The sequence below is a fragment of the Rhizobium leguminosarum genome (assembly GCF_004123835.1).
Taxonomy (GTDB): Bacteria; Pseudomonadota; Alphaproteobacteria; order Rhizobiales; family Rhizobiaceae; genus Rhizobium; species Rhizobium leguminosarum_M.
Genome location: NZ_MZMU01000013.1, coordinates 1 through 23,811, shown reverse-complemented (window position 1 = coordinate 23,811; position 23,811 = coordinate 1). Strand labels below are relative to the sequence as shown.

Sequence of the window (23,811 nt, the reverse complement as noted above, 5' to 3'; positions counted from 1 at the left end):
AGATTGACAAATGGACCAAAATCAAGGTCGTCACCGACAGGGAAATGAGAGCAGACCTTTTGATTCAAATTGGCGGTGCGGGGTATGCGTTAGTTCGACTTGGCGCGATTAGACAACATTAGGCAATTGCACTGCCTTGTTGCCGCGTTATCACGACACCACCGTCGCATCGCAAGGCTTTGTCTGCTGGAAACAAGCACCCTGGCGCTCCTGTGCAGACCGGCAAATTGCGGCCGGCATGAGCGTCAAAGCGAAGTCTTCATGCATTGCGCCAAGGTTTCCCGGCGTTTCCATCTTTGGACCCTGATCATTTTGGATCGCAGCGAAATGCCATCTCTCGTCAAGATCATCCTCGACGAAACGACCGGCGCACCGCCTGCGTATGCTGCAGGCAGTTGACATCTGTTGCCGGCGTCCGACCCAGCTGTTCCAGTTCGTGCAGAATGCGACCGAGGGTGAGAGTTCGGCGTTCATGATGATCGCGCCTCCACTGGGGTTCGATAGAGGATGACCCGACCGGTCGGTACGATCTGTGAGAGGAAATCAAAGTCGCGGACGTTGCCAGTCAGCACGCTCGCACCCAGCTGCCGTGCCTGCAAGAAAACCATGGCGTCATTGACGAAGCGGCACTCATGTCCCTCCCCCTTTGGCAGGTTGCTCAAGCGAAAGAGCAGACCCGCCAACACCCCGGCATGTCCCCAGATGGCTGTATCTGGGGCGTGAAGTCGGTGTTCCGGAATGTCTTCGACCGTCGCCGCGATCGTTTCGAGGACCGCTTTGGTAGAGGCGTGCTTGGGATCCAGTCGGCCGAAGGCATGGGTCAGCTCAGACAGGCAGACCGCCGAATGGTGGCATAGGCGATACGTAATCAGCCTATCGACCTCCACCGGCGAGCGCCCTTGAAGCACATCCAGATAGACGCTGGTATCCAGGAACAGAGGCCCTCCGATTGCCGGTTCGTCGGCAACCCAAGGAAGATCTTCGTCGGGCCTGCGCTCGAGCGACCCGACGTGCTTCTGGGGCTTTAGTGATCGGAGGGCTTCAGAGAGATCAAATCCCAAGATCGAAATCCGTCGGGATGCGGCCCTTGCGGCCCACCAGACGCGCGCCAAAGTCGTCTTCGAGAGCCAGCCGTGAAAGGGCCAATTCCAGCAGCTCGGTGTCGGAGGTAACATGGGCCCGCTTTTTGGCTGCCTCGATCAACTCCGACGGCACTCGCCCCGACAAGCGGGTATTCTTCGCCGTGCCAAGGAGACCGACGGCCTTCGCTTGCTCGAGTACGAGCTTATTGCGGGCCAACGCGATTTTCGCTTCGCTTTCCGCAGAAGTGCGTGGTTGGGTACCCATAAGATTCTCCTGTGTTGAACAGAATATAGATTGCGTTGAACGGGAAGGCAAGGTTCAATAGCGGTAGGCAGGTTGCGATCCGGGCGTTCGCGGCAAACCACCATGGGAATGACGACGGGGAGATTGATGGATTCTCTAGGGCCGTCGGCTGGGCGGCGCAGATCCTCAGAATGAAGGGCTCGACCGAAAACACAGCCATGGGTACTGAGCGCCGGTGACGAGCAAGGAGTAAAGAGCCGGAGCAGGAACCCCCTGTCCCGACTATCGGCGTGCCTATTGCACGGTTTGCTTGCCGGCTCGATGAAGACCGCCATATAACGCGCGATGACGTATGATTCGAAGATTTTCGTCGGCCTGAGGCCAACGAGCAAAAAATCAGCTCCGCTCCGCGAGCCTTACCAGTCGAAATGCCAGTGGGACGGTTGCGAAAGCGGCGGCGCCAATCGCGCGCCCGTTGGGCGAGATGCGGAGGGTTTGTACCTGGTGTTCTGCCCGCAACATGCGAGGGAATACAACAAGGGATATAATTTCGCGAGCAATCTGTCTGATCCGGTGACCGCCCGCTATCAGAGGGAAGCAGCAAACGGCAGCCGTAAGACGTGGGGGACCCGCCTTGATCAGGCGACAGAGATGCCGCTTCCTTCGACCGTTCGCTCCGGTACGGCAAAAGCCCTTAACGCACGCAAGATTGCTGCACGACATCAAGCTACGAAAGCTGATCTCCAGCGGCGTAAGCTCAAGGTATTGGAAGCAAAAGCCTTCGAAACGCTCGGTCTTTCGCAGGACGCGACGCCTGAGGAAATTAGACGACGCTACAAACTGATGCTCAAGATGCACCATCCGGACGCTAACCGAGGAGATCGAAACTCCGAAGATGAACTCCGGGCGGCAATCGACGCCCATAAGATTCTTAAGTTGAACGGGTTCTGCTAGATCTGAGACACGCTCTCTGCTGTCTATGATGAGTGTGAGCTGGAGGTTTTTGACAGATCGATGCAAAGCAACTCGGCAGCTGCCGTGCCGACGCTGCCGATCCCGCTGCTCGCCAAAATCCCGGTCATCGGCGAAGCGCTGTTCAACAGCCCCGTCATCACCTATCTCGCCATCATCCTGGTCGGGGTGATGGTCTATATCTACCGTTCCACCCATCTCGGATCGGCATTGCAGGCGGCCGGCGACAAGCCGGCGGCGCTGGATGCCGCCGGTGTCGACGTGGTGCGGACCCGCTCGGTCGCCGTGCTGTGCACGGCCTGTTCGCCGGCCTCGGCGGCGCTTTCATGGCCATTGTCGGCGCCGGCATCTTCGTGCCGTTCAAGACCCATGGTAACGGTTTCATCGGCATCGTGCTGGCCATGCTGGCCCGCGAGCGACCGGTCTGGGTTCTGTTCGGTGCGCTGCTGTTCGGCGCCTGCCTGTCGATGACCACGGCCCTGCAGGTGGCGGGTGTCGACATCCCCACCGACATCATCCAGATGACCCCGTTTGCCATGGTCATGCTGGTGCTGATCGTCGCCGGCCGCCGAGCCAATCTGCCGCTGGCGCTCGGCGCAAGCTACGTTCGCGGAGAGCGATGAGTCTCCCCGGCACTGTGCCGCTAGAAGTGATGGCCGCGCGCGGCCATGGGTGATCTCAGCGGTTTTGGCAAAGGCACTGCAATATCGGCACGGTCTTTTGTGGGTTTCGTCGCAACGCAGCTCATACTATTCCAGCCGGGCGAACGCGCAGACTTGTGATGGGGATGGCGCTGCAACCCGGCCTGGATCAGTTGTTCAGGCGCTGGAGCCTGAACAACGCCGTCGGTATAGGCCCGCCAGGCATATTTTGGGGCGGCGGGTGACGACACGGATCGACAACTTGGCGCGTCATCAGGGAGGTTCTGACTGGAGTTCAGCAACATCGCTAGAACCTCCCTGATGTCCTTTTAACAAGGATCAGGAGAATCTAAGCCGGATAACGCCGAGGGAAAGCCGGACCTAAGTCCGACTCGTGATCTCAGGACCTGCTGCTCATATATTGGTTCGAGGCAACATGAAGGTCCGTGGAGGGGCAAAGCAGGAGGAGAATATAAAATTCGGTTCCCACAATTACAATCACGAGCTGCTGATTGCAATGGAACTCAAGGCGGCCTTGACCGCCGCAGGGTTCCGGGTACTGGGGCCGCCTGCATCGGTCGACCACGCTCTTGATCTGGTCAGTGAGGAACGTCTCCATGCGGCGGTCCTATATTTTCGATCTCGTTGGCGAGAAAGTCACGCCCGTCGCTCTTGAGTTGCAAGCATTGGATGTCCCATTCGTCCTCGCCAGCGCGGTTCATCCGACTGAGCTTGCAGTCCCTCCGGTGCTTGCCGGTGTCGCCAATAGTGGAAAGCCGACGGACCTGAAAAGGCTTGTCGACGCGCTGAAGGCGTTTCAGACCCGGCCGTTGCAGCGGACTGAATTTGCCACCTAGTAGTTGACATCGGGCACCATGCACATGCTTTGCTCACGCAAAGACGCCTGCTGCGATGGCGGCGCTGATAAAGCGGCTTCGCGCAGTCTCTGCACTTCCATGCTGAACGAGCGCCTCAAGACACCGAAGCTTTGCTTCGCGGTAGACCTCGCTTTGGCATTCGGGCCAGCGATGGGCAAGCGCATCGAGCGCGGCATCCGGTCCGTCCACCCGCTCCCGGAAGCCGTTGCCGATCCTCACAAAAACCGGTGCCCGCCATGTCACCTTGAAATCTACTTCGATCACCTTGTCCATGTCATTCCTCATACCGACACCGGCTCCCACCTTTGCGCGCATGCGCGGGATGTCATCAGCGCGTCTTTGGCCTCCGCGTCGGTCTCGGTCGGAGCGGCTACGAGATCGAACCTACCCGCACGTCCTCGCACCAGACAGGATGTGGCCACGAACTTGTGCTCGGTCGTGCGCTCGCGGTTCGTCATGCGGGCTATCGCATTTTTCTTCCTGGTCGTGTCGGGCCACTGGAGCATACCTCGAATCCGCCGGCCATGCGTCGACCTGGAGCCTTTGCATTAGTGGATCTTCTCGGTGCCGCTGGGTGTCGTCACCATAGTCGGACCGCCGCCATTGCCTTGAGGCGTAGGATCGCGATCGGTAGCTTCGGGCGGCCGGCTGCCGCCGCCAGCCGGGTTGTTGTCGAACGTTCCGGCGCCGTGAGGCTGGGCGTTGATTTGATCGGGGGCCGTCGATGCCGTGGGTTTCGTATCGGTGTCGATGCTTTCTCCCCAGATCTCGGCCGCGCCCCAGGCAACCATCGCCAGCACGAGACCACCGACGAGCACCGCAAGCACAGGCTTGCCGTATCGCCCCTGTCTCGCGTCCGTCGCGTTCTCGGTCACCTGCTCGGGCTGGCGCTGCGACTGGTGGTTCGAATTCGTCATCATAAAAACTCCCTAGAGTGGACCGCACCAAACCGCGGCCCGATGCGGAAGTTCCAAAACTTTTCGCATTGCGGCTCGGCAAAAATCTCCGGAACATTTGCCGCGCGGCGAGGTTGGAGACGGCAATTCTTCTGATGGAGCCCCTATGAAAATCGTTCTCGCCTCCGTTCTAGTCTGGTTGACTGCGTTTTGCGCCTCGGCAGCAGACGACGCTGCCAAGCAGCACGCCACCGACTTCGCGGCGAAGGCCGCCATGTCCAACATGTTCGAGATCGAGGCCGCGAAGATCGAGATTGCGGAAGGAAAGGCTGATGACGCCAAACAGTTCGCGCAAGACATGATCAGGGATCACGGCAAGGCCGGGCCTGTTCTGAACGATGCCGCGAAACAGGACGGCATCGAACTGCCCGCCGCTCTTGACACGGAGTATACTGCGAAACTAGCCGCCCTCCGGCAAAGCGACGCCGCCAATCTTGATCAGGCCTATCTTTCCACTCAAGTGACCGCACATGAGGAAGCCGTCAACCTCTTCGACAGCTATTCAAAACAGGGGCCGGACGGGCAACTCAAGCGAACGGCTGCAAAGATCCTGCCGGACCTTCGAATGCATTTGACGCGAATCCGCGGCCTGACCTCAAAATGACGATGGGAGCGAACTGGCAGCCGGTTATTCAATCCCGTCCGGCCATTGTCATAACAACGCTACTGCCGCGACCATTGCGAAGGCTGAAACCACGCCGGCCGCAGTCAGACAAAGAGTGACGAATTGGGAGCCCCTTCCCATTTCTTTATTCCGGAGTTGATTGGTGCCGAGTATTACCGCAACAAGACCCGCTCCGATCCAGCACATGAGCGTCAGCGTTCCCAGAAGTATCGCCCACTCAGTTCCGTTCATCGTCATTCTCCTGGTTTTCAATTACGAACCTCAACGCTTCTCCAATGTTCCGGCACTCTATGGAAGGGTCGGGAACATTCGCCGCTGCGACATGTTGGGTGGTTCGAACCAATCAAGGAGACGTACGATGGCGTACGATCGGGAGCCTATGTCATCGGTGTACTTGCGTCGGTTCTCGCAACCACCACCAAATCCGCGCTGAGGATAGCGCATCGTCCGTTTGAGGAGATAGAAGATGAAAGCTCTATGCTGGCACGGCAAGGGGGACATTCGTTGTGACAGCGTCCCCGACCCCAAGATCGAGGATGGGCGGGATGTGATCGTAAAGATGACTGCCTGCGCAATCTGCGGTTCGGACCTCCACCTTATGGATGGTTATATTCCCTTTATGGAAAAGGGCGACATTCTAGGTCATGAATTTATGGGCGAAGTCGTGGAAGTCGGACGCGACAATAAGAAACTTAAAGTCGGCGATCGCGTCGTAGTTCCATTTACAATTTGCTGTGGCGAATGCCCGCAATGCCTCAGAGGCAACTGGTCAGTTTGCGAGCGGACCAACCGTAACGCTGATAACGCAATAAAAGCTTTCGGCTATCAGACGGCCGGCCTTTTCGGTTACTCTCATCTGACAGGCGCGTATGCGGGGGGGCAGGCGGAATACGTCAGAGTTCCATATGCCGACGTTTCTCCCATAGTGATACCAAACGGCATCCCGGACGAGCAGGCTCTCTTCCTCGGCGATATCTTTCCGACGGGATGGATGGCGGCTGCCAATTGCGAAATAGAGCCGACCGATATCGTCGCTGTGTGGGGATGCGGCCCGGTCGGCCAGTTCTGCATCAAGAGCGCTTTTATGCAGGGCGCCGCACGCGTGATCGCAATTGATAATGTGCCAGAAAGGCTGGCACTGGCACAGCTCGCGGGAGCGGAAATCATCAATTTCGATGAGATCGACGGCACAATACCCGGCTGCATTAAGGACATTACCGACGGTCACGGCGCCGACAAGTGTATCGACGCGGTTGGCGCGGAGTCTCATGCGACGGCGTCGTTCGATGCAGTGATCGACAAGGTCAAAGCCGCTACTTTGCTGGGGACCGACAGGCCCCATGCCCTCAGAACTGCGATCATGGCGTGCCGGCCAGGCGGCATTGTTTCGGTACCTGGCGTCTATGGCGGCTTTCTTGACAAGATCCCGTTCGGCGCCGCCATGAACAAGGGCCTGACGATCCGTACGGGACAGACGCACGTGAACCGATACTCGCTGGACCTCCTGCGCCGCATCGAGGAAGGCGAAATCGACCCTAGCTTCGTGATCACGCATCGCGCGACGCTGGAAGACGGTCCCGAACTCTACGAAACGTTCCGGGACAAGAAGGACAATTGCATCAAAGTTGTGCTGACGCCCTAATTAGAAATACACGAACGGTAAACGCGCTCACTCCGCCGGACTCGCGCGCGTAAACGGCGATGACGCGGCTTCCTCGTACATAACGATGTAGGCGATGCGCCGCGTCGAGCTATCCTGCCTTGAGGAGACCTAAGCCAGGCGCCTCACCCATGCCGTTTTGGTGGGCAGCCGTTGGCGCAGTACGTCCCTTCCGTAACCATGATAGTTTCCCTGAAGTTCTTTGCCGCTAGTAACGCGACCCACCTTTAGTCGGCTTGGGCAGCCCGGAACTTGCGCACTCTTGCATGCGATCCGCAGGTTTTGTCCGAGCACCACCGCCTGTGACCGCCACGAGACTGGTCCAGAAAAAGCCAGCCGCAATTCGGCCCCTGGCAAGCGCGCACAGGACGGCGTCCGTCTCGCGACGTGAGCAGTTCGGCAGCTGACTGAGCGACACGGTTTCTGATTGCATTCAAGTCCTTGGCATCCGCGGGACGCCACGCGATATTGCCCGCAACGCGGCCCAGTGATTGTTGCGACTGCGCACGTCGGGCCATGTCGGCGACAAAATCGAGATCTTCCTGGCTGACCGGGCTTTCATCAAACTCGGACAGGAAGAGCCGGTAGAGGACCTCCCGCAATGCCTTTGCTTGTTCAAGTTCTTTTTCAGCGTCAGAAGCAGATTTGCCAGCCTTGAGGAGCAAGGTGTCGCGTTCCTCGTCATTCATCACTTCGAGACGACAGGCCCAGGCCACGAGGTCATCGTAGCTATTCAAGAAATCCGGGCCCCAACGTTCACCGCGACTATCGACCGTGTTGACGAAGTCGAGTGCCGGATGACCGCCAAGAAGGCTGATGTCGCAGATCGTCTTTTGCGTGTTCATGACTTGAATATCGTTCTGCGGAACGATTTGAACAAGAGCGGGTTGTAACGAGATAACTAAATTTTACTCGTTACAATGATCGGAGCCCTCATGCTTACCTGCGTCAACAAAAATCAGCTGCGCTTTCTGATGCTGTGCGTGATCTGGGGGAGCACCTGGATCGGAACGAAGGCGGGCATCGAGGCCGTTCCGCCTCTCCTGTTTGCCGGCACCCGTTTCACCGCGGCCGGTATTTTGCTTCTTCTATATACGCTGGCCAAAGGCGAGACTGCTAGCTTCAAGGTGCAAGACGGCTTTCGCTTCGCCGTCGTCAGCATTTTGATGATCACGCTCTGCTACGGCCCGCTATTTTGGGGAATGCAATATATCGATTCCGGGACGGCCGCCGTTCTGGAAATGTCGCTAACCCCGATCGCACTCCTCGTGTTCGCTCTCCTGCTCAACGAAGAGACGTTGGATGGCCGTCGCATCCTTGCGATCGCTCTGGGGGTCTGTGGACTGGTCGTCCTGTTCTGGCCGGCCTCCGCCTATGTAAGTCTGCCCGCTGCTGAAGCCTTCCCAGGCGCGAGCCTATGGGGCGGATTGGCGGTTGCATCAGCGGCCTTCACCTATGGCTACGGCTCGGTGCTGGCCCGTCCACTTCTGCGAACCTATCCGGCCTTGTTCGTTTCAGGTGTGACGACCTTGGTCGGTGGCATCGTGCTGCTGATTGCAGCCCTGGCTTTCGAACCGGGGGCAGTTTCCGCCCTCTCCGGCGACTGGGGCACAGTCGCCTGGCTCGGCTGGTTCTTCCTTGTGATCTTCGGCTCGCTGATCGGCTACACGACCTTCATGCGCCTGCTGCGAGATATCGGCGCATCTCGCGCAGGTAGCTATGCCTTCGTGTCACCGGTGATCGCTGTCGCCCTTGGCGCCGCTGTCTTCGCCGAGCAGATCACCGTAATGGATGTAATTGGCATCATCGTGATGCTGAGTGGCGCCTACCTCGCCATGTCAGGAGCGCCAGCAACCGAAGCAGCCGCTTTTGAAAGTGAACCCGACTGGAAACGGCCTCACGAAGATCTCGACAACGATTCCAAACGCCAACTCCGCGCGTTCATCAAAGAGGGCCGGCAAGGCCGTGAGCTTGCAACCGGACCTGCCCTGAGCGACTGCGGTGAGCCTGAAAATCGTTCCGGAGGGCGTTAACATCCATTATGATGCGACCGCGCCGACCCTCTCTGCCGAGGCCTGCGAGACCTACTCTTCCCGCCGATATTCTCATCAGCCAATGGCATACGCCTGCTTGAGGTTTAGCTGTTCTCGCTGCAACGGCAAAGACCTGAAACGCAAACGCAGCTCCGGCTGGCGATTTCAAAAACCACTTCGATCAGACCGCTCAAGCCCGGTAAATTTCGTCGAAGTGAACGAGAGGGCCTGGGAGTTGGAACAAAGCCGGCCACTCAAGGTTCGTAAGTGCGGCAATCGCCGCTCGTTCAGTCATGGGAGGCTTCAGTGTCAAACGAATTCACAGAAATGGATGGCAGGCCAAGGCCGTCATCCGAGACATCACTGCAATCTGGGGATGCGATGTCGTCAGCGCGACCTTCCGCGTCACTCGCGGGATTGAAGGAGAAGTTGGCTGTGACATGACCGCCGCCAAGGACACCATAAAAGAAGGCGCCGATACTGCAGTCGAGAAGGTCAAAGAGGTGGTTTCCGATCAAACGAACTTCGCTGCCCGTCAGGTTGGCGGCGTGGCAACGGCGCTTGAAAAAGTTGGCGCTGAACTGGAAGCATCCGACCAACCGGAGGTCGGACGTTATGCCAAGCAGATCGGACGAAGCGTTCAAGGCTTTGCCACGCAGATGAAAGACAAAGACATCGGCGAAATAGCGGCGATGGCTGAGGAATTCGGCCGCAAGCAGCCGCTAGCGTTTCTTGGCATTGCAGCACTTGCGGGATTGAGCGCGAGCAGATTTTTGACTGCTTCCGCCAAGCGACCGCCAACACAAGCAACGAGGCGGACACCCCCGGCTACGCCCAGGGAGTCATCTGCGACGGGAGGCTACACCAATGGCTAAATCTCCTGACAGTGTTCCCCTTTCAGAGCTGATTGGCGGCCTCGTTGCCGATGTCACGGGCCTGTTACGCAAGGAAATAGATCTCGCGAAGACGGAGGTGTCCGAAAAGTTCTCGCAAGCGCTCAACGGCGTAGAAGTGGTTATTTTCGGGCTTGTCCTTGCGGTGGGCGCTGTGGGCGTCCTGCTGAGCGCCCTGGTTGCCGGGGTTGCGGCCTTCCTGGTCACTCAGGGTTTGACCGAAACAAGCGCCGGTGCGCTCGCCTCCCTTATGGTCGGCGTGGTCATCGCTCTCATCGCGTGGGCGATGGTCTCTCGAGGCCTCACTGCACTTCGTAGAAGCAACATGAAACTGGATCGAACCGCGACCTCGCTTCGCCGCGACGTCGACGTTGTGAAGGAAAAGATCTGATGGAAACTTCAACCGAAAAAACATCCGCGGACCTTCAGAGAGAGATTGATCAGGATCGCCAGCGCATCGGAGATCGCATCGACGCTATTCAAGAACGGATGTCGCCAGGCCAGTTGGTCGATGAGGTCCTTGCCTACGCAAAGGGCAGCGGCGGGGGAGAGTATGTTAGCAACCTCGGCCAAGCGCTGAAGGCAAATCCAATGCCCGTCGCATTGATGGGTGTGAGCCTTGCGTGGCTCATGGCCAAGGGGACCCCCGCAAGCCCGGCTGCCAGCCATCAGCCCGAACCTGAATATCCGCTATATCCGGCGAACGGCGCGGTCCGCCGTCTTGGCCCACCCGAGACCGAGAACGGATCCCGCTACAGTCACTTCGCAGACAGCTCTGGCAAGAGGCTTAAGGCGCTGACCGATGAAACCGGACATCGTGCGGGTCACTTCGTCGATGAAGCAGGTAAGACTTATCGCGGGTTTGCGGATGCCACCGGCAAACACGTCGATCAGATCAGCGACGAGACGGGTGCAATGTTCAACGCGGCAACTGGCTGGGCGGCGGAGAGATGGGAGCAGGCAAAAAGCGCCGCAAGCGGGATGAGTGCGCGTGCGTCCGCGGCCGCGAGCTCGCTGTCTACCCAATCGTCTTCAGCGGCGACAAGTCTCCAAGAGCAAACCAGCAAGCTCAACGAGATGATCCTGACGCAGTTCCGCGATCAGCCGTTGGTGGGGGGCGCTCTGGCTTTCGCCGTCGGAGCTGCTATCGGCGCAGCGTTGCCGCACACCGACACTGAAGACGAGTTGCTCGGCGAGGCTTCCGATGCCACTACCGACAAGCTCACCGCTCAAGCGCTGGACGTTGTCGACCAGGGCAAAGAGGTGGCAACGGAGGTCTACGAAAAGGCCGCTTCGATCGCCTCAGATGCCCACGATGCCGTCAAGGATCGTGTCGTCACTGAGGTCGATGCGTTCAAGGCAGGTGCGCAGGGCAGTGATCGCCAACCTACTTAACAGGGTTGACGACCGCGCGAAATCGCTACAGCGACAACTTTTTTTCATCGGCGCATGCGTCCTTGATGCAGACCAGCGCTTGCGGGAATGTAGCGAAGGCGCGGCCCTAAACGGCGGCGGCAATTCCGCGGGCGCTTGCTCTATCGTAAGCGCCCGGTGAGGACCGGTGAGGGCCGTCTTGCGAGGTTGAGACGGGTGCTGATGGCGGTGTGGTATTCCGCGGGAACTTTCACGCGGTCAGATTGCTGCGGAAAAGACGGCTCACACCGCCTCCTCCTCGTCGAGCTCCGGCTGCAAGGAATGCAGGTAGTCGACGGCCCGCTGCGCATGCGCTGCCGCCGAAAAGATGGCGCGCTTGTCGTTGCTTAAAACCTTGAGCCAGCCATCGAGATAGCTTGCGTGGTCGGGTCGTGGTTCGAGCTCAGGGACGATGCCAAGATCGGCGCAGAGAAAGCAGCTGCCGAGTTCGGCAATGAGCTCCTCGCGGGCGCGTTCGCTCCTGTCTTTCGCATAGCGGCTGAGATCGCGATCAAGCCGTCGTGGTGCCCCGGTCCAATGCGTCATCTCGTGACTGAGGACGGCGACATGGGAGGCGTCGTCCCGGAAGGCATTCAAGCATGGCATCTGGATGTAATCACGGTGGGCGGCGTAATAGGCCGCCGTTCCTCCGTGCCGGATCAGGGCACCGGTATTGGCAAAAAAGCGGCCGGCATCGCCGATACGGCTCATCGGGTCCTGGACAGGTGCGACGTCGTCAAAGCGGCCGTCGAGACCGGCGATCTGATTGGTGTTGAACACCGTGTAGGTCTTGAGGAATGGAATATCCTGCTCGATCTCAGTGCCTGTCTCGGTCGTCTCGGTGCGGGTGAACGAACTGGCGAAGACAATGGTTGTGCCGGTTTCGCCCTTGCGGACGGCGCCGCCGAGTTCGATTGCCTGGCGAAACGTCATCCAGCTTGATGAGGCAAAGCCGCGGGCGATGGCTTCGGACCAGAGGAGCAGGACGTTGATCCCGGTGTAGGGTTGGCCATTGTGGCGCAGTGGCCGGCTGACCTCGCCTGTCGCGTATCCCGTCGTCCAGGGTTTGGTCCATGGCCGCACGCCCTGTTCGAGATCGGCGATGATCTTGGCGGTGATGCGGTTGTAGATGTCGGATCGTTGATTGGATTGCTGCCTGCTCATGTCTGAACCTCCGTTTCGAGGTCGCGGCCATCGCGACCTGCTACGGCGGTCCGAAAGCCAGGCTGCAAGTGCTGCCTGCACCCGCAGGGCCGCAACGCAGTGGAGGACGGCGAAGCCGTTGCGGGCGGCGCGAGCCTGGCAGGACCTAAAGCCGGGGCAGGACGCGAGGCCGCAATCTTAGTGGGAGGTTTTTGACGGAGGCAGACGTGGCAAATCCGCGAGGCGGCATCACGGCGCTGACATCGCAGATGAACCGCAGCAAAGATGGCTTACCGGTCCGGCCTGACGATCGCCATTGCCCCGGCAGGATGTTGGCAGCCAGCCCCGGTAGATTGGCATGCCGCGCCTCATGTCGACCAGATCGACCTCGCCATCTGCCCGATCGATATTCTCGACGAGGGCTCCGGTCTTGAATTCCAGCAGATATTGCCCGGTCGCAATGTCGTGGCTTGCCGGATCACCCATCCCCTGCTGTTGAAACGCAAGCCGCCGCCGACACATCTGCTCGATTTTCCTGGATCGCGCCGCCGCCAGGCAGCCCCTTGCTGGCCGATCTGCGCAGCATGCTGCTCTCATTCGGTGCAACCGAGATCAAGATCCGCTATTCCGGCGGTTCGCTTATGAGCGTCGTTAATTATTTAAAAGCCGCGGACGCGCTGACCATCATGCCGCATAGAGTCGTCTTTGCGCTACGCAACGAAAGATCGATCACGGCCTTGCCTGTCTCCATCCCGCATCCGGAACGGGCGCTTGGCCTGCTCAAACGCTCCGACGCGTCTCGTATCCCGGCGGTTGATCATTTTGCCCGCCACGTGCACATGAGCTTCGATAATCTAAAGCACCTTATCAAGCGGCATGAGCAGTCGGTGGTCTGGGGGTCCTGAACGGATACGAACGGACATGAACCCTCGGCCTGCGATCATACCAAAGTCTGAAATGTTCAAAAGGACATTCCTGCCGGCCGTCGAAATCCAGCCCGCTCGCTACGAGAATTCGTTGCCGTGCCCCGGACCGTCGTCCAGGACGATGATCCCCTGTGGCAATGGTCCATGACTATTATCAAACTTTGATAAAATCAGCACCATTCTCAAAATTCGCAATCAGATTGCTAAAACAAATTTGGATTATCACTCCGGAGTGATCGCCTCCGCGTCCATCTTACGAAGGCGTCGGGGCTGCAGTAGAAGAGCCCATCCCTGCCTTTACAACTCAGGTAGCGCGTCGAATGGATCGAGCACTCGAACTCCTAGAGGTTGGAAATGACGCAGGTTGCGGGTCAAAACGATCAAGCCATAAACCTGGGCTGTGGCAGCTATCGCAATGTCCTGGAAGCCCGGCTGGTGGGCGCGAGCGTCATCAAGGATCTGACCGGCAGCATGCGCGCATCTCAGATCGAAGGGCAACAGCTTCTTCGAGTACAAATGCTCAATGCTCTCCCACCACTCTCTGAGTTGCCGCGCATTCACGGTAGCGCCTTCTCGCTCCGCCTTGACGATCCCCGATTTTACCTGTGCAGCAGAAATCACGGACAGGAATAGCTGTGAGCTGGCGATATCAAGCCATTCGATAACGCGTTCAAGATTTTGACGTTTGGACGGAGCAAGCGCAGATATGACGTTCGTATCGACCAGAAACATCAGAGATCGACAGGCCGGCTTGATTGAGTGCTTCGTGGTGGAATGTCGCACTCATCCCCTGGAAAGGAAGACAGCAGCCGCCCGAAACTCGGAACGTGCTTCAGCTTTTCATACTCCTCGAAGGAAAGTACCACGGCTTCCTTTCTACCGTGCCGGGTGATGATCGCAGGATTGCCATGAATAGCCTGATCGACAACGGCAGAAAGCGTTGCCTTAGCATCTTTGAGCTGGATCTCTCTCATGTTCGCCTCCAAATGGTGACTAGAGTAGTCATATAGCGAAGCTTACGCACTTGCGCAAGATGGCGACGATACCGCATCCTCTGGTCGAAGCTGCATCGCCCCAGCTCGATATTTTTTGTTCGACCCTCTGGGGATTCAGGACATTGAATGGATTCGGAACGCGGACGGAACGCCGAATGCAGTTTCGGGTCTTCGCATGCGGCCCCGCGACCTTGCCAAGATTGGCCAAGCTGTCCTAGCTAGAGGGACATAGAACGGCGCAGCCGGATTGTATCTGAAGCGTGGGTTGATGAGGCAACCAGTCCGCACGTTAATGGCGAGAGCCTGTTCTTCTACGGATTCCAATGGTGGCTCGGTCGATCATTCGTACGTCGACAGGAGATCAAATGGGTCTGCGGCGTAGGGTATGGCGGCCAAAGCTTGTTCATCGTGCCGGAATTGGAATTGGTCGTTGTCGTTATGGCCGGGCTTTACGACAATCCTGTTCTTCAGTCGGTCCCTGGAGAGGTCATCCTTCGCCGATACGCTCTGGCAGCGGCGCTTCCAGCCTGAACGCCAGCCCGAACACCATTGCCGGCTAAATGCCGGACTGCGAACGGTGCCCAGACCACGCGTCAGAAAATTTCGCACCGAGACCATCAGCTTCGCGTAACTGGTGTTCCGCTCAGACCTTGGCAGGATTGTTCCGATATTCGAATTCGAATGCCGCGATCCGTGGAACATGTTGGCAATTATTTGCCAACTGCAGTCACCCACATTTATTGGTCGGACGCGTCATAGGAACTCTAAAAGGTCGGGTCTTTATGCAACACGTCACAGTTATCAGCTGATTTAGCCGTCGGCTTATTGTCTTGCGTAGTTTTCTCCATTTTGATTCACTCGGGTCAAACGGAGACACTGCGATGAGTGATTTTGGAACACAATTCGCTATCGGCCTTGCGACTGCCGTTCCCGGATCGCGTTGTTGAAACGCTGCACGACATCCTCGGCAACGCCGAAAGAAAACATGTAATGTAACGGGTCCGCTGGCTGTTCCTTTATCGCGTATCGATGGAAGGGAAATGGAGACCCTCGTAGTTCTGTCTGGGCGACACCGTCTTCGATTATAAAACCGTCGATACGGCCGGCACCGAGCATCCCAATCAACTGATCATTGTCGTTCAATTCGACCAAGGTCACGTTGTTCTCTTTGTTTCTTACAATGCCCTCGATCTGTTCGCCATAGAAATTCCCGCGGAAGACCCCGATGGTGACTGGATCACTCACCGCCCTTTCGGACCGTATCCAGTCGTTCAGGGAAACCGAGTCGGCGTCGTCGCCGGCTTTGGGCCGGGTGACCAGGAGGAATTGTTCCTGACGGTAGGGGATCGAAAATCTGGCGAATTCGGCGCGTTCTGCCGCATACCCGGCGCCATACAGAAGTTCGAGCTCGCCGGCACCCAGCATTTTCAACGCACGCACCCAAGGTACCTGAAGGAAATCAAGTTTGCATCCGGTCGTATCGGCCGTCGACTTCAAGAGGTCGTACTCCAGACCGTGAAAATTCCCTCGCTCGTGCGTAAAGTAGGGGGGCCATTCATCCCAGCCAACGCGCAACTCGCAAGCGGCGTTGGCCAACCCCGGTGCCGCGCAAGTGCACAGGAAGACAAATCCAGCGAGCAAGAACCGAACGAACATTCCAAGGCGCCCCCGGTTGGGCTGAAATACATCTATCTGGTCAGCCGGTGTACCGAAGATGACTCTGGCCTCGGGTACCATGGCTGCGCACCTGATGCGCGAAATGGCCAAGGAGCAGCGTTCCTGCGAAGCACATCGTGACCGACACGCATGCTTGGCTCGTTCTTCGCGCCACGCGGCATGACACCCGCAATAATACCTCAGCGCCGCCCCGCGGAAAACAACTTTCCGTGTAGGCGCGCGTGCCGGGAGACCAGATCAAGATGCTTTGATCCGATTATTTGACCACATTCAGTGAACTGTTGGCGAATGATCCGGAATTCGCCAGCCGACTCGCTGAGTGCCTCGCATTGATCCGCTCCTTGCCGGAAAGCATGATGTCTGACCTCCTGGGCTTGAAACGCGAGCCGACGTCGTCGCCCAACGAGGACAGCATCGTTCGCCTGATCGGAGCCATGCTTTTCGAGGCCAACGACGAATGGCAGCGTCAGCAACGATACATGCAGGGCGAGGCCATGGCCGATCTCAATCCGCCAGCCATCGAAGTGGGAGAAGCCACTTCAGATTACACCGAAAGCCGCCTGATCATGACGGCCCGGGTTCCACACCCGAAATTACACCAACTTGACGGACGCTATGCGCTGATGCACCCTCCGATATCACCGGACCGGGATCCCGAGAAACGGCGACAAACGAAGGTCCTGTGCCACCAGGGTTCGCTGCTACGTCGAGGGAGCGCAAATTGGGCCAACCCATAGGATGGTTGTCGGATTTCGCGCGCAGGCTGGCGGCCCGTGCGCGAGAATACCTGAGGAAGCTCGCTGCGACCCGTCACAGCATTGGCGCACGCCTGCTGATCGGCATTCTGTTATTCAGCACGTTCGTGACCTTCGTCCTGGCCGGGATTCAGCTCTACACCGACTATCAGCGCGATGTAGCGGCCATTCAGTCAAGACTCGACCTGATTGGCAAGAGCTATCTGGACAGCCTGGCAGAGAGTCTTTGGGCGCTCGACGAGACACAGCTGCGACTCCAACTCATGGGAATCCTTCAGCAGGCCGATATTCGTGCCGCCAAAGTCCGCGACACCGGCATTTCAATCAAACCGCTTGTCGTTCAGGTCGGCGAGACCCCCGAGCCGCCGGTTGTTACGCGGGATTATCCGCTGACTCACACGGTGCAGGGGCAGGACAGAGTGATCGGCACACTCCGTGTCGAAGCCACGCTGGCCGATGCTTATTGTCGGCTAACGGATACTGCAGCAAGGGTTTTTGCGACTCAGGCAACTGAAATCTTTCTGGTCGCGCTCTTCATCATTTTCTTCTTCAACTATCTGGTCACGCGTCATCTGTCCGCGATCGCAGCGAAAGTTGGCAGCTATCGGATTTATGACTCGCCCTTGGAGTTGCGCTTGAAGCGCCGTCGACCGCGGCACGACGACGAAATGCAGCGGGTAACCACGGCCTTCAACTCTTTATCTCACAACTTGCATTCTGCCTTTCGCGACCTTGCCGAACGCGAGGCGCGGATCCGGTGCTTGGTCGATGCGAACATCATCGGCGTCTTCACTTGGCAGCTCGTTGGCCGGACGCCTGAGGACCAGGACGTTGCGTTTCGGGACGTCAATGACGCGTTCCTGCGGATCGTGGGATATGACCGCGAAGATCTTGTCAACGGTCCCGTCACCCAACGGACCCTCACCGCACCGGAATGGCAGGACCGCGCCCAGCGTGCGGCGGCCGAGATGAGGCTGACCGGTGCCTTTCAGCCATACGAAGAGGAATACATCCGGAAGGACGGGAGCCGCGTGCCGGTGCTGATTGGTGCGGCGCAGTTCGGCGAAACCGGAGAGCAGGGCGTTGCCTTTGTCCTCGATCTGACCGAACGCAAACGCGGCGAACAAGCGCTACAGCAGGCACAGGCGGAACTGGCTCACGCCGCCCGCATCGCAACCATGGGCCAGCTAACAGCATCCATCGCCCATGAAGTGAAACAGCCCATCGCCGCGGCGGTCACGAATGCCGAGGCCGCGCTCCGCTGGCTGGCTCGCCGACCGCCGGATCTGGAGGAGGTGCGGAAGGCACTGACCCACGTTGTTCAGAACGGCAATCGAGCTAGCGATGTCATCGGCCGAATCCGTGATCTGGTCAGTAAAACGCCGTCACCGAAGGAGCGCTTTGAGATAAACGGCGCGATCCGCGAGGTGATCGAGATCACCCGGGGCGAAGCGGTGAAGAACGGCGTCTCGGTGCGAATGGAACTCGGGGCCGGTCTGCAGCTCATCGAGGGCGACAGGGTGCAGCTTCAACAAGTGATCCTCAACCTGATGATGAACGCGCTGGAGGCGATGGCCGGCATGGCGGAAGGGCAGCGCGAGTTGCAGGTCACTACCACGGCCGAACCGGAAGGCGTGCGCGTCGCCGTGCGCGATTCGGGCCCGGGTCTGACGCCCGTGGCGGAAGAGCGGCTGTTCGAGGCCTTCCACACTACGAAGTCCAGCGGCCTAGGCATCGGGCTGTCCATCTGCCGTTCGATCATCGAAGCGCATGGTGGTCGGCTATGGGCCGAGGCCAACGAACCGCAGGGCGCCGTGTTTCAGTTCACACTGCCGGTCGAGCAGCATTCTGCATCGTGATCGACGCACCGCCTCCGGCCCAATAGTCTGACGGGTGATGTCAGGTTAACCGGAGTTGAAGTTGTTGGCTGCTAGTCCCTGAAGGTAGCGTCGCCTTAACTTGGGTCGGGCACAGGATGGCCACGATGGCGCCGGTTTATGCCGCGGTCGACAGGGTGATTTCAAGCCACGTGTTCGTGGTGGCGTTTCGCAGTTTGCGATGTTCAGCAGTTCGCTCCGGTTGCGGTGAAGATGGAAGAGGTTAGCGATCGGGCCGTGGATGGAGATGGAGCGCTGGCATTGCCCTGCCGACTTGAACCGGATCATGCCTCGTTCTCGTCGTCGAACAGCCAGATGCGAATTCTCCGCCCCGGTTATTCAAGCCCTTATGCGAGCGATGCTCGACACTGGACATGATTTCTCTTCTGGCGGCATCGTAGGATCTGAGCTTGTCGGTGATCATGACACGCGGTGCGACACACTGGCCCTTCAGGAGCTTTCGCATCAGCTTCAAGGCCGCCTTCTTGTTCCGGCGGCTCCGGATCAGAGCCTCGAGAACGTAGCCATCGGCATCGACGGCGCGCCATAGCCAGCGCAGCCGAACGGATTTCTCCAGTTCGTCGCGTTCGTTGATCTTGCTCGGGGTCGCGGTCGGTCATTTCAGCTCCAAGTCTAGGGTCAGCTCGGCGAAGGTCCGCGGCTGGAACAAGACGCCAGGCATGTCGACCCCAACATCACGCGACCGCCCTACTCCCTGAAGCTTGCCGTGCGAATGCAGGTGACGACGTCCTGAAGCTGGCGCCGGCCGGGCTCGTGGAGGAGGACGTCGTTGGTCACGACGGTGCGAACCTTGTACTTCGTCGCAAGATTGCTGAACTCGTGAAGGCGCATCTAGTCGTTGGGGCGGCGGCGCAGCGACAGTGACAGGTAGGCCCGGTCGCCGAAGAGATCGGCGATCTTGCGGAGCTGGACGGCGCATGCCTCGTCCGCGAGGTCAAGGCAATCGCTGCCGGCCTGACTTCGGGTATCGCGACGATGGTGGCGCATTCCGGGGGACCGCCGCTTGCGATTTATCTCCTGCCCCTCGGCCTCAGCAAGGACATCTACGCGGGAACGACAAGTATGTTCTTCACCGTCGGCAACGCAACGAAGGCGGTTCCATGGCTGCTGCTGGTAAAGCCCACTGCCGAACTCTGGGAACTGATGGCGATCTGTCTGTTGGCCATCCCCAGCAGGGTATCGCTTGGTTGGCGGCTGCACGGTGTTCTGGACCAGCGCCAGATCTACCGCATCCGCTACGGGTTGCTCGTCGTAACGGCGATGAAATTGCTGTGGGACGGCGTTTCGGGAAATTTGGCATGAACGCGATCACCCTCCTGCCGCGTGTGACAACGGCTCCATAACAGCGCGCAGTCTCGATCATTGAGGGATCGCTCCTTGCGAAAGCGGGACTGGCCGGTCGGACCGAGCTCGATCTGAACCTTCTCGCTTCGGCGGGCGACTTCCTCAAGTCTGAGCGACCCCACGGTCCGACCTGCCTCGAGCTCGAGTCCGGCCTGGACAAAGGGTGTTGATTTTCAGCGAACCTTGGCGCGGGGAAACATGCAGCTCCCGATCGTCTTCATCACCGGATATGGCGGCTTTCCCATGACCGTCCAAGCGATGAAATGGCCCCCGATCGAGTTCCTGACGAAACCGTTTCGCGACCAGGATCTGCTCGATGCAGTTCACCTCGGCCTGGCAACCGGGTGGCTTGAGGAGAAAAGGCGCTGGCGGCGTCGCGCGCGAGTTTCGATACCCTGACCCCACGGGAGCGCGAGATGATGGCTTTGGCGGTGACTGGACGGCTGAACAAGCAGATCGCCGGCGATCTGGGCGCGAGAGAAATTACCGTGGAGGTTCCCCGTAGCCAGCTCATGCAGAAGATGCGTTCCAAGTCCTTGCCCGAACTCGCCCGCATGGCGGACAAGCTAAAGCTCGCGCCGCGAAACCCGCATGGCATTAAGTCCGGTTAAAAACACAGAGACCCGTGTATAGGTCATCCCCTCCTCAATGGTATCCGATCCTTCCTCACGGTTAATAGTCAGGCTGGGGAGCGTACTGTTATGGTTAGTGCACATCTCCCGTGCGGCCGTTTCCCCAATCGGTCCCCCGAATGGATCAACATACCGTGTGGCACTTCGAGACGTAGAACCGCCTGAAAGACGGAGGCACTCTTCAGCGGCTTAAACTCGAAGGGAAGGCTTCGAAACCGAAGCCGGCTCTATTCACCATCGAGGTCCGGATCATGAGTAAGCTAGCAGCTATTCTCTTTGCAATCGCAACCGCTGCTCCGGCAGCGGCCCATGATGCGACGCCAACGGCGGCACAGCCGAACGGATGGACATATCCGTTTTCGTGCTGCAGCGGAATGGATTGCCGCGAAATCCGCGACCAAGCGGTTCTCGAAGGCCCTAGCGGCTATGTCATCAAGCTAACCGGAGAGCTGATAATATCGCGGGATACTCGCATCAAGAACAGCCCGGACGGGCAGTTTCACCAATGCACGGTGGCCGGCGAGCCTAAAGGTCGCACCATTTGCCTCTTTGTTCCTCCGCGCTCTTTCTGAGGATTTGGGACCATGACACAGGAAATCAAACGCATCGAAATCGATCTGGTCCCGTTGAACTCCCGGCGCATATCGGAAGGCTGGACCATGGTGCCAGGCTATCCGCTTCAGATGCCGCCAGATTGTCAATCAGCGCCGAATATTGGCTCGGAGGCACTTTTGATGATGTTTTCCGTCATGCGATCAAACGCGCCTCTCGGAGGTCAAGCTTTGCACGCCCGGACATCTGCCGTTACCCTATACGTGCCTGGGACGCTGTTCGGTCTTTTCTGCTATTGGCAGGAGCTTGACCGCCTTGTAAAGGCCATCGAGGAGCCGTCCCCCACTATACATTAGGCCGGACGATCGGCCTCTTCCCTATCGTCTTGTTTGTCCGATCCTGGGTGTCATCGAGCTTGCTGCTCAAGACTTCAACGCGGGTGAAGGGCGTAGAGGCAGTCATCAAGAGGCAGCAATGTATGCCTGCGAAAGGCGACGATGACGGCTTCTTCTTCAAGGGAGAGGATTGTCGAATGCGGGTCCTTCGGGCCTGTCGGAAGGTCGGCCAATGACGTCCGTCTCTTCCATTTGGCCACCGTCTTCTGATTGACCCCATACCGCTTTGAAAGCGCTCTCAGGCTCTCTTCACTATTTTGTATTGCTCGACGGATTGCCTCTGTCGTTGTGGCGCTCCCGTGTAGAACCTGGCCCATAGTGCCTCCCTCCATTCCAATGAAAATAATGCACCATCAAATGCCGGGACTAAACAGCTAGATTGCGTTGCCTTCGAAAATCCGGGCGAGCAGGATGCCGGTGACGAGCATGCCGACTGCTACGAAGATCGTATCACCCGGCGTGCCGATATGAGCGGCCCGACATTACAGCGCCGCGTCTTTCCAGACGCAAAGGACGCTGTAACACTTTGATTTGCTGCATCCTTAAATCGATTTCGATTTAAGGAATTATGCAGTGGCAAAGAGCAGGAAGGCGATGAGGAAATTCGCCCAGCCCCAGACCACATTGGCCGTCGGCGAGCTTCGCCGCTTGCGCGAAGGGGATGCGGAACGGCCTGCCGCTGACGCCGTTGACGAAATGCGGAACGCCGTTGGTCAGAAATGCCGCGGCGATGAAATGGGCGATATAGGCGATCCAGGGCAAAGGCTTCTCCGTTGCGGCACGAGTGGCGTCAACGGAGAGGAGAATGTGGCCGGGATTTTCGTGCCGGCAAGAGGAGGAGACACGACCGCCCGTGACGCTGCAGGCCCGCCGCCTGAAAGGCGACGGGCCGGCCAAGTCAGACAAGCAGGAAATCGTTGAAGTGAAGTCCTGCGAAATTGTCGAGATCGGCGACGTGGATCGCCGCGCCCGCTGCGCTTCCATCCGCGTCATAGGATAGAATGCCGCTGGCCTGATCGTAGATCAGCTTATCATCAGCCTCGAGCGCCTTCGTTCCCAGAACGAAATTCTCATCCGAAAATCCGGATAGGCTGAGCGCGGCGAAAATCGAATGATCGAGCATCAGCTTGTCGCCCGCCGCGGAGGAAAAATCCCGGATCTTGTCGACGCTGATATTGTCGGGCTTCACATCGAAGACGAAGGTATCGCCGCCGCCGCCGCCGGTCAGAATGTCTGCGCCGGCTTTTCCGAACAGCTTGTCGTTGCCGAGCCCGCCGATCATCTGGTCGGCGCCTTTGCCGCCATTGATCGTGTTGCTTCCGTCGTTGCCGGTGAGAACGTTGGCCGTGTTGTTGCCTGTCGCACTCAGATTGGCGGTTCCGGTCAAGACGAGATTTTCGATCATTCCGGCGGTGTGTTTCTGGTCGGCCAGGCTGAAGGAAGTCGAAGCCTTGACAGTGTCCTTGCCGGATGCACCTGTTTCATCGGCAAAATCGCCCGCATTGTCGACCACATAGGTATCGTTGCCGGCGCGCCCCGACATGTGGTCGGCGCCCGTGCTTCCATCGAGAACGTTGCTGCCGCTATTGCCGGTCAGCACGTCGTTGTAGCTTGAGCCAGTCAAGTTTTCGATGCTGATGAACTTGTCACCGATGGCATGCCCGCCCGATGCGGCGCCAGTCGCCAAGTTGACGTTGACCGCCGCCGAACCGGCATAGGTCGCCGTGTCGGTGCCGTTGCCGCCGTCCAGCGTATCCGCGCCGGCGCCGCCCTTGAGCACATCGTTGCCGCCGAGACCCTTGAAGGTCTCGTTGCCGTCGTTGGACTCGCCGCCGTCCGGCATGTTGTCGTTGCCTTCGGTGCCGGTGTAGTCCGGGGAGATCGGCGTCGGCGTCGGCGTCGGAGTCGGCGTCGGAGTCGGAGTCGGAGTCGGAGTCGTGGGCTGGCTGCCCGATTCGTAGGCACCGATATCGACAGTTCCAACGACGCGAGCGTGGCCGTCGAGATCGACCGACCCGACGCCGTACTTAGCGGTTCCGCTGTCGATCGCCGCCGAGCCGGAGCCGAGGTGGAAGTTGTCGCTCGCTGCCCCCGCGA

General features: G+C 58.7%; 23 protein-coding genes and 11 pseudogenes. 18 read left to right on the top strand and 16 right to left on the bottom strand.

What is annotated here, in order from left to right; genetic code table 11:
• Positions 1-249: 249 nt before the first annotated feature.
• Positions 250-375: pseudogene (locus B5P46_RS35035) on the top strand (pyridoxamine 5'-phosphate oxidase family protein); the annotation flags it as partial.
• 95 nt (positions 376-470) lie between these two features.
• Here B5P46_RS35035 and B5P46_RS21955 read toward each other — a convergent pair.
• Positions 471-1,061 (bottom strand): type II toxin-antitoxin system VapC family toxin, encoded by a 591-nt coding sequence (locus tag B5P46_RS21955; RefSeq protein ID WP_129420579.1) that lies wholly within the window; start codon positions 1,059-1,061, stop codon positions 471-473.
• A complete protein-coding gene (locus tag B5P46_RS21950) occupies positions 1,051-1,347 on the bottom strand; it encodes a hypothetical protein (RefSeq protein ID WP_129420578.1) in 297 nt (98 codons plus the stop codon). The genes B5P46_RS21955 and B5P46_RS21950 overlap by 11 nt, the downstream gene beginning before the upstream one ends.
• Positions 1,348-1,671: 324 nt before the next feature.
• On the opposite strand from B5P46_RS21950, the gene B5P46_RS21945 reads away from it, so the two are divergent.
• The 4 genes and pseudogenes from B5P46_RS21945 (at position 1,672) to B5P46_RS35025 (ending at position 3,796) form a co-directional block, all read left to right on the top strand.
• Positions 1,672-2,280 (top strand): J domain-containing protein, encoded by a 609-nt coding sequence (locus B5P46_RS21945; RefSeq protein ID WP_129420577.1) that lies wholly within the window; start codon positions 1,672-1,674, stop codon positions 2,278-2,280.
• A gap of 60 nt (positions 2,281-2,340) precedes the next feature.
• Positions 2,341-2,538 (top strand): annotated as a pseudogene (locus B5P46_RS35395) (ABC transporter permease); the annotation flags it as partial.
• An 86-nt stretch (positions 2,539-2,624) separates the two neighbouring features.
• Positions 2,625-2,921 (top strand): hypothetical protein, encoded by a 297-nt coding sequence (locus B5P46_RS35030; RefSeq protein WP_245456227.1) that lies wholly within the window; start codon positions 2,625-2,627, stop codon positions 2,919-2,921.
• A 635-nt stretch (positions 2,922-3,556) separates the two neighbouring features.
• Positions 3,557-3,796 carry a hypothetical protein gene (locus B5P46_RS35025; protein WP_245456225.1) on the top strand — a complete coding sequence of 80 codons (240 nt, stop codon included), beginning with the start codon at positions 3,557-3,559 and terminating at the stop codon, positions 3,794-3,796.
• Between the two features lie 33 nt (positions 3,797-3,829).
• Here B5P46_RS35025 and B5P46_RS21925 read toward each other — a convergent pair whose 3' ends face one another.
• Positions 3,830-4,090, bottom strand: a complete 261-nt coding sequence (locus tag B5P46_RS21925) for a DUF982 domain-containing protein (RefSeq protein WP_129420575.1) — start codon at positions 4,088-4,090, stop codon at positions 3,830-3,832.
• A 275-nt stretch (positions 4,091-4,365) separates the two neighbouring features.
• Entirely contained in the window at positions 4,366-4,734 is a 369-nt protein-coding gene (locus B5P46_RS21920) for a hypothetical protein (protein WP_206735386.1), read from the bottom strand.
• Positions 4,735-4,879: 145 nt separating this feature from the next.
• On the opposite strand from B5P46_RS21920, the gene B5P46_RS21915 reads away from it, so the two are divergent.
• Positions 4,880-5,377, top strand: a complete 498-nt coding sequence (locus B5P46_RS21915; RefSeq protein ID WP_129420573.1) for a DUF4142 domain-containing protein — start codon at positions 4,880-4,882, stop codon at positions 5,375-5,377.
• 48 nt (positions 5,378-5,425) lie between these two features.
• Here the strand turns inward: B5P46_RS21915 and B5P46_RS21910 are convergent, their stop codons facing one another.
• Complete coding sequence (locus tag B5P46_RS21910; protein WP_245456223.1) at positions 5,426-5,629, bottom strand: hypothetical protein; 204 nt, start codon at positions 5,627-5,629, stop codon at positions 5,426-5,428.
• A 235-nt stretch (positions 5,630-5,864) separates the two neighbouring features.
• Between B5P46_RS21910 and B5P46_RS21905 the strand changes: the two genes are divergently transcribed.
• Positions 5,865-7,040, top strand: a complete 1,176-nt coding sequence (locus tag B5P46_RS21905; protein WP_129420571.1) for a zinc-dependent alcohol dehydrogenase — start codon at positions 5,865-5,867, stop codon at positions 7,038-7,040.
• A 245-nt stretch (positions 7,041-7,285) separates the two neighbouring features.
• On the opposite strand, the gene B5P46_RS21900 is transcribed toward B5P46_RS21905, so the two are convergent.
• Positions 7,286-7,903, bottom strand: a complete 618-nt coding sequence (locus B5P46_RS21900; RefSeq protein WP_129420570.1) for a CGNR zinc finger domain-containing protein — start codon at positions 7,901-7,903, stop codon at positions 7,286-7,288.
• Between the two features lie 90 nt (positions 7,904-7,993).
• On the opposite strand from B5P46_RS21900, the gene B5P46_RS21895 reads away from it, so the two are divergent.
• The 4 genes from B5P46_RS21895 (at position 7,994) to B5P46_RS21880 (ending at position 11,379) form a co-directional block, all read left to right on the top strand.
• Positions 7,994-9,091 carry a DMT family transporter gene (locus tag B5P46_RS21895; protein WP_245456221.1) on the top strand — a complete coding sequence of 366 codons (1,098 nt, stop codon included), beginning with the start codon at positions 7,994-7,996 and terminating at the stop codon, positions 9,089-9,091.
• 440 nt (positions 9,092-9,531) lie between these two features.
• Positions 9,532-9,966, top strand: coding sequence for a nutrient deprivation-induced protein (locus tag B5P46_RS21890; RefSeq protein ID WP_245456219.1), 435 nt, complete (start codon positions 9,532-9,534; stop codon positions 9,964-9,966).
• Positions 9,959-10,375, top strand: a complete 417-nt coding sequence (locus B5P46_RS21885; RefSeq protein ID WP_129420569.1) for a phage holin family protein — start codon at positions 9,959-9,961, stop codon at positions 10,373-10,375. The genes B5P46_RS21890 and B5P46_RS21885 overlap by 8 nt, the downstream gene beginning before the upstream one ends.
• Positions 10,375-11,379 (top strand): DUF3618 domain-containing protein, encoded by a 1,005-nt coding sequence (locus tag B5P46_RS21880; RefSeq protein ID WP_129420568.1) that lies wholly within the window; start codon positions 10,375-10,377, stop codon positions 11,377-11,379. The genes B5P46_RS21885 and B5P46_RS21880 overlap by 1 nt, the downstream gene beginning before the upstream one ends.
• Before the next feature lie 261 nt (positions 11,380-11,640).
• On the opposite strand, the gene B5P46_RS21875 is transcribed toward B5P46_RS21880, so the two are convergent.
• Complete coding sequence (locus B5P46_RS21875; RefSeq protein WP_129420567.1) at positions 11,641-12,561, bottom strand: ArdC family protein; 921 nt, start codon at positions 12,559-12,561, stop codon at positions 11,641-11,643.
• Between the two features lie 228 nt (positions 12,562-12,789).
• A complete protein-coding gene (locus B5P46_RS21870) occupies positions 12,790-13,026 on the bottom strand; it encodes a hypothetical protein (protein WP_129420566.1) in 237 nt (78 codons plus the stop codon).
• Here B5P46_RS21870 and B5P46_RS21865 point away from each other — a divergent pair.
• Positions 13,011-13,445: a LysR substrate-binding domain-containing protein gene (locus B5P46_RS21865; protein WP_164986528.1), complete on the top strand. Its 435-nt coding sequence runs from the start codon at positions 13,011-13,013 to the stop codon at positions 13,443-13,445. The two genes, B5P46_RS21870 and B5P46_RS21865, sit on opposite strands and share 16 nt — an antisense overlap.
• A gap of 318 nt (positions 13,446-13,763) precedes the next feature.
• Here B5P46_RS21865 and B5P46_RS21860 read toward each other — a convergent pair whose 3' ends face one another.
• The 3 genes from B5P46_RS21860 to B5P46_RS21850 all read right to left on the bottom strand — a co-directional run bounded on the left by B5P46_RS21860 (position 13,764) and on the right by B5P46_RS21850 (position 16,198).
• Entirely contained in the window at positions 13,764-14,198 is a 435-nt protein-coding gene (locus tag B5P46_RS21860; protein ID WP_129420564.1) for a type II toxin-antitoxin system VapC family toxin, read from the bottom strand.
• Positions 14,198-14,440, bottom strand: a complete 243-nt coding sequence (locus tag B5P46_RS21855) for a type II toxin-antitoxin system Phd/YefM family antitoxin (protein WP_129420563.1) — start codon at positions 14,438-14,440, stop codon at positions 14,198-14,200. Before B5P46_RS21855 ends, B5P46_RS21860 begins: the two co-directional genes overlap by 1 nt.
• Before the next feature lie 927 nt (positions 14,441-15,367).
• A complete protein-coding gene (locus B5P46_RS21850; RefSeq protein WP_129420562.1) occupies positions 15,368-16,198 on the bottom strand; it encodes a substrate-binding periplasmic protein in 831 nt (276 codons plus the stop codon).
• A gap of 338 nt (positions 16,199-16,536) precedes the next feature.
• On the opposite strand from B5P46_RS21850, the pseudogene B5P46_RS35020 reads away from it, so the two are divergent.
• The 3 pseudogenes from B5P46_RS35020 to B5P46_RS35540 form a co-directional block, all read left to right on the top strand.
• Positions 16,537-16,702: pseudogene (locus tag B5P46_RS35020) on the top strand (IS256 family transposase); the annotation flags it as partial.
• Positions 16,703-16,820: 118 nt separating this feature from the next.
• A pseudogene (locus B5P46_RS35545) lies at positions 16,821-17,354 on the top strand (hypothetical protein); the annotation flags it as partial.
• A 261-nt stretch (positions 17,355-17,615) separates the two neighbouring features.
• A pseudogene (locus B5P46_RS35540) lies at positions 17,616-18,752 on the top strand (sensor histidine kinase); the annotation flags it as partial.
• A 136-nt stretch (positions 18,753-18,888) separates the two neighbouring features.
• Here the strand turns inward: B5P46_RS35540 and B5P46_RS21835 are convergent.
• Both B5P46_RS21835 and B5P46_RS21830 read right to left on the bottom strand, forming a co-directional pair.
• Positions 18,889-19,323, bottom strand: a pseudogene (locus tag B5P46_RS21835) (IS6 family transposase); the annotation flags it as partial.
• 173 nt (positions 19,324-19,496) lie between these two features.
• Positions 19,497-19,727 (bottom strand): annotated as a pseudogene (locus tag B5P46_RS21830) (hypothetical protein); the annotation flags it as partial.
• Between B5P46_RS21830 and B5P46_RS21825 the strand changes: the two are divergent.
• The 3 genes and pseudogenes from B5P46_RS21825 to B5P46_RS21810 form a co-directional block, all read left to right on the top strand.
• Positions 19,728-20,093, top strand: a pseudogene (locus tag B5P46_RS21825) (TSUP family transporter); the annotation flags it as partial.
• A 65-nt stretch (positions 20,094-20,158) separates the two neighbouring features.
• Positions 20,159-20,746 (top strand): annotated as a pseudogene (locus tag B5P46_RS21820) (response regulator transcription factor); the annotation flags it as partial.
• Positions 20,747-21,351: 605 nt separating this feature from the next.
• Positions 21,352-21,675 (top strand): hypothetical protein, encoded by a 324-nt coding sequence (locus tag B5P46_RS21810; protein ID WP_129420558.1) that lies wholly within the window; start codon positions 21,352-21,354, stop codon positions 21,673-21,675.
• An 80-nt stretch (positions 21,676-21,755) separates the two neighbouring features.
• Here the strand turns inward: B5P46_RS21810 and B5P46_RS21805 are convergent.
• The 3 genes and pseudogenes from B5P46_RS21805 to B5P46_RS34535 all read right to left on the bottom strand — a co-directional run.
• Positions 21,756-22,031 (bottom strand): annotated as a pseudogene (locus B5P46_RS21805) (IS481 family transposase); the annotation flags it as partial.
• A gap of 57 nt (positions 22,032-22,088) precedes the next feature.
• A pseudogene (locus B5P46_RS35535) lies at positions 22,089-22,476 on the bottom strand (hypothetical protein).
• 136 nt (positions 22,477-22,612) lie between these two features.
• Positions 22,613-23,811: calcium-binding protein (locus B5P46_RS34535; RefSeq protein WP_164986526.1), on the bottom strand; the 1,199-nt coding region annotated here is incomplete at its 5' end.

Coding starts and splice junctions, on each gene's coding strand:
- B5P46_RS21950 (WP_129420578.1), bottom strand. CDS start 1,347: ATGGGTACCCAACCACGCACTTCTGCGGAAAGCGAAGCGAAAATCGCG.
- B5P46_RS21945 (WP_129420577.1), top strand. CDS start 1,672: ATGACGTATGATTCGAAGATTTTCGTCGGCCTGAGGCCAACGAGCAAA.
- B5P46_RS35030 (WP_245456227.1), top strand. CDS start 2,625: ATGGCCATTGTCGGCGCCGGCATCTTCGTGCCGTTCAAGACCCATGGT.
- B5P46_RS35025 (WP_245456225.1), top strand. CDS start 3,557: ATGCGGCGGTCCTATATTTTCGATCTCGTTGGCGAGAAAGTCACGCCC.
- B5P46_RS21925 (WP_129420575.1), bottom strand. CDS start 4,090: ATGGACAAGGTGATCGAAGTAGATTTCAAGGTGACATGGCGGGCACCG.
- B5P46_RS21920 (WP_206735386.1), bottom strand. CDS start 4,734: ATGACGAATTCGAACCACCAGTCGCAGCGCCAGCCCGAGCAGGTGACC.
- B5P46_RS21915 (WP_129420573.1), top strand. CDS start 4,880: ATGAAAATCGTTCTCGCCTCCGTTCTAGTCTGGTTGACTGCGTTTTGC.
- B5P46_RS21910 (WP_245456223.1), bottom strand. CDS start 5,629: ATGAACGGAACTGAGTGGGCGATACTTCTGGGAACGCTGACGCTCATG.
- B5P46_RS21905 (WP_129420571.1), top strand. CDS start 5,865: ATGAAAGCTCTATGCTGGCACGGCAAGGGGGACATTCGTTGTGACAGC.
- B5P46_RS21900 (WP_129420570.1), bottom strand. CDS start 7,903: ATGAACACGCAAAAGACGATCTGCGACATCAGCCTTCTTGGCGGTCAT.
- B5P46_RS21895 (WP_245456221.1), top strand. CDS start 7,994: ATGCTTACCTGCGTCAACAAAAATCAGCTGCGCTTTCTGATGCTGTGC.
- B5P46_RS21890 (WP_245456219.1), top strand. CDS start 9,532: ATGACCGCCGCCAAGGACACCATAAAAGAAGGCGCCGATACTGCAGTC.
- B5P46_RS21885 (WP_129420569.1), top strand. CDS start 9,959: ATGGCTAAATCTCCTGACAGTGTTCCCCTTTCAGAGCTGATTGGCGGC.
- B5P46_RS21880 (WP_129420568.1), top strand. CDS start 10,375: ATGGAAACTTCAACCGAAAAAACATCCGCGGACCTTCAGAGAGAGATT.
- B5P46_RS21875 (WP_129420567.1), bottom strand. CDS start 12,561: ATGAGCAGGCAGCAATCCAATCAACGATCCGACATCTACAACCGCATC.
- B5P46_RS21870 (WP_129420566.1), bottom strand. CDS start 13,026: ATGGGTGATCCGGCAAGCCACGACATTGCGACCGGGCAATATCTGCTG.
- B5P46_RS21860 (WP_129420564.1), bottom strand. CDS start 14,198: ATGTTTCTGGTCGATACGAACGTCATATCTGCGCTTGCTCCGTCCAAA.
- B5P46_RS21855 (WP_129420563.1), bottom strand. CDS start 14,440: ATGAGAGAGATCCAGCTCAAAGATGCTAAGGCAACGCTTTCTGCCGTT.
- B5P46_RS21850 (WP_129420562.1), bottom strand. CDS start 16,198: ATGGTACCCGAGGCCAGAGTCATCTTCGGTACACCGGCTGACCAGATA.
- B5P46_RS21810 (WP_129420558.1), top strand. CDS start 21,352: ATGACACAGGAAATCAAACGCATCGAAATCGATCTGGTCCCGTTGAAC.